The sequence below is a fragment of the Pseudomonas sp. genome (genome assembly GCF_030696055.1).
Classification (GTDB): Bacteria; Pseudomonadota; Gammaproteobacteria; order Pseudomonadales; family Pseudomonadaceae; genus Aquipseudomonas.
Window position 1 is genome coordinate 1 of sequence record NZ_JAUYNP010000165.1, and the last position, 3,122, is coordinate 3,122.

4 protein-coding genes are annotated in these 3,122 nt (G+C 63.6%); all 4 read left to right on the forward strand.

Annotated elements, in window-relative coordinates; translation table 11 throughout:
* The coding region (locus tag Q8Q83_RS09815; RefSeq protein WP_305623272.1) for an ABC transporter substrate-binding protein at positions 1 to 462 on the forward strand (462 nt) is incomplete at its 5' end.
* A 330-nt stretch (positions 463 to 792) separates the two neighbouring features.
* The gene (locus Q8Q83_RS09820; protein WP_305623274.1) at positions 793 to 1,803 is read left to right on the forward strand and encodes an ABC transporter permease subunit; all 1,011 of its coding nucleotides are present in this window, start codon (positions 793 to 795) and stop codon (positions 1,801 to 1,803) included.
* 201 nt (positions 1,804 to 2,004) lie between these two features.
* Positions 2,005 to 2,916: an ABC transporter permease subunit gene (locus tag Q8Q83_RS09825; RefSeq protein WP_305623276.1), complete on the forward strand. Its 912-nt coding sequence runs from the start codon at positions 2,005 to 2,007 to the stop codon at positions 2,914 to 2,916.
* Positions 2,917 to 2,964: 48 nt separating this feature from the next.
* A partial coding sequence (locus Q8Q83_RS09830; RefSeq protein WP_305623277.1) for an ATP-binding cassette domain-containing protein occupies positions 2,965 to 3,122 on the forward strand: 158 nt, incomplete at its 3' end.

Consider the following 3,122-nt stretch of genomic DNA (forward strand, 5'->3'; position numbering starts at 1 on the left):
CAGCGCCCCTACAACCCCAACGCCAAGCTGATGGCCGAGATGCTGCAAAGCGACTGGGCCAAGGTCGGCATCAAAGCCAAGATCGTCACCTACGAATGGGGCGAGTACCTCAAGCGCAGCAAGGCCGGCGAGCACGACGCCATGCTGATCGGCTGGAGCGGCGACAACGGTGACCCGGACAACTGGCTCGGCACCCTGTACGGCTGCGACGCGGTGGATGGCAACAACTTCTCCAAGTGGTGCAACGCCGAGTACGACAAGCTGGTCAAGGCGGCCAAGCGGGTCACCGACACCGCCAAGCGCACCGATCTGTATATGCAGGCCCAGGTGGTTCTCAAACGCGAAGTGCCGATCACCCCGATCGCCCACTCCACCGTCTACCAGCCCATGAGCAAGAAGGTAAAGGACTTCAAGATCAGTCCCTTCGCCCTCAACTCCTTCTACGGCGTCAGCGTCGAATAACCCTTCTCCAGGGCGTTAGCGAGCGGCTTACCCAGCCGTTCCCTAACCGGGCGACGGCGGCCAACCCGGCCGCCGCCTGCACGTACCGAATTACCTGAGGAATCAGTCGATGCCACAACGCGCACCATTAGCTTCCCTGTACCCGCTATTGCTCAGGCAGCGCCCTGCTGCTTACCCAGCAACCCCGCCCGCCGGAGAGTCTCACTTGCGCCGGCAAGGCCCGAGCCGTGAACCTTGCCCAGGCTATCGCGCTGCAGCTAAAGCCCTAGAACAACAGCGCCTGGCCATGCAGCCGGCGCGTCGATCCACTCCATGGAGTTCTGACATCCCATGTTGTCCTTTATAGCCAGACGTCTGGGGTTGCTGATCCCCACCTTTTTCGGTGTCACCCTGCTGACCTTCGCGCTGATCCGCATGATCCCCGGCGACCCGGTGGAAGTGATGATGGGTGAGCGCCGCGTCGACCCGGTGATGCATGCCGAGGCCATGGAGCGCCTGGGCCTGAACAAGCCGCTGTACGCCCAGTATGTCGACTATATCGGCCAGCTGGCCCAGGGCGATCTGGGCCAGTCGCTGCGCACCCGCGAAAGTGTGTGGAGCGAATTTATCACTCTGTTTCCCGCCACCCTGGAACTGTCCCTGGCCGCCCTGCTATTTGCCGGCTCGCTCGGTCTGGTGGCCGGGGTGATAGCCGCCCTCAAGCGTGGATCGCTGTTCGACCATGGCGTGATGGGCATCTCGCTGGCCGGTTATTCCATGCCGATCTTCTGGTGGGGCCTGCTGCTGATCATGTTTTTCTCGGTGTGGCTGGGCTGGACGCCGGTGTCCGGGCGTATCGACCTGCTCTACGACATAGCGCCGGTCACCGGTTTTATGCTGATCGACAGCCTGCTCTCGGGCGAGGAAGGCGCCTTTGTCGATGCCCTGCGCCACTTGATTTTGCCGGCCATAGTGCTGGGCACCATCCCCCTGGCGGTGATCGCCCGCATGACCCGCTCGGCCATGCTCGAAGTGCTGCGCGAGGACTATGTGCGCACCGCCCGCGCCAAAGGCCTGTCGCCGGCCCGCGTGGTGTTCGTGCACGGCCTGCGCAATGCGCTGATCCCGGTGCTCACGGTGTTCGGCCTGCAGGTCGGCGCGCTGCTGGCCGGCGCGGTGCTGACCGAGACCATCTTCTCCTGGCCGGGCATCGGCAAATGGCTGATCGAATCGATCGGCGCCCGCGACTACCCGGTGGTGCAGAACGGCATCCTGCTGATCGCCTGCCTGGTGATCCTGGTCAACTTCGTGGTGGACATCCTCTATGGCCTGGCCAACCCCCGCATTCGCCATCAGCGCTGAGGACCTGTCCATGACCTGCTGCGCGTCGGCGATACCGCGTCAAAAACGCCTGATAAATGCTCACTTAAAGCAAGCAAACCCGGCTCGGGCATCCTGCTTCGCCCTAACTCCTGCATCCATGCAGTCGTGCGCTTTCTCAGTCATTTTTTCCTTGTCTCGCGCTAGCTCACGAGGCCATGCACAGGTTCTACGGAGCCCGCTATGACCACTGAAACCCTGAGCACCAGCCTCGATCCTTCGCTGCTCTACCCCTCGCCGCTAAAAGACTTCTGGCAAGCCTTCGCCCACAACAAGGGCGCGGTCGCCGGCCTGCTGTTTATGGTCCTGCTGGTGATCTGCGCGCTGTTCGCGCCCTGGATCGCCCCCCATGATCCCAGCGAGCAATACCGCGAGTTTCTGCTGACCCCGCCGGCCTGGCTGGAGGGCGGCCAGTTGCAATTTCTCCTCGGCACCGACGAGCTGGGCCGCGACCTGCTGTCGCGCCTGATGCATGGCGCGCGCCTGTCGCTGTTGATCGGCCTGGCCTCGGTATTGATGTCGCTGATTCCCGGCATCCTTATGGGCCTGATCGCCGGCTTCTTCCCGCGTCTGCTGGGGCCCTCGATCATGCGCCTGATGGACGTGATGCTGGCCCTGCCTTCGTTACTGCTGGCGGTGGCCATAGTCGCCATCCTCGGCCCGGGGCTGATCAACACCATCTTCGCCATCGCCATCGTCTCGCTGCCGTCCTATGTGCGCCTGACCCGCGCCGCGGTGATGGGCGAACTGAACCGCGACTACGTCACCGCCGCCCGCCTGGTCGGTGCCAGCCTGCCGCGCTTGATGTTCGTCACCGTGCTGCCCAACTGCATGGCGCCCCTGATAGTGCAGGCCAGCCTGAGCTTCTCCTCGGCGATTCTGGACGCCGCCGCCCTGGGCTTTCTCGGCCTCGGCGTACAACCGCCCACCCCCGAGTGGGGCACCATGCTGGCCTCGGCGCGCGACTATATCGAGCGCGCCTGGTGGGTGGTGTCGCTGCCCGGCCTGACCATTCTGCTCAGCGTGCTGGCGATCAACCTGATGGGCGACGGGCTGCGCGATGCCCTCGACCCGAAACTCAAAAATGCCGTCTGAGGATGCCCGAATGAACATGACAGCCTTTGTAGGATCGGAGCTGCGCTCATGAGCCTGCTGGATATCAAGAACCTCAGCGTGCGCTTCGGCGACGCCAACGCCGTGCCGGTGGTCGATGGCCTCGATCTGTCGGTGCAGAAAGGCGAGGTGCTGGCCATAGTCGGCGAGTCCGGCTCGGGCAAGTCGGTGACCATGATGGCGCTGAT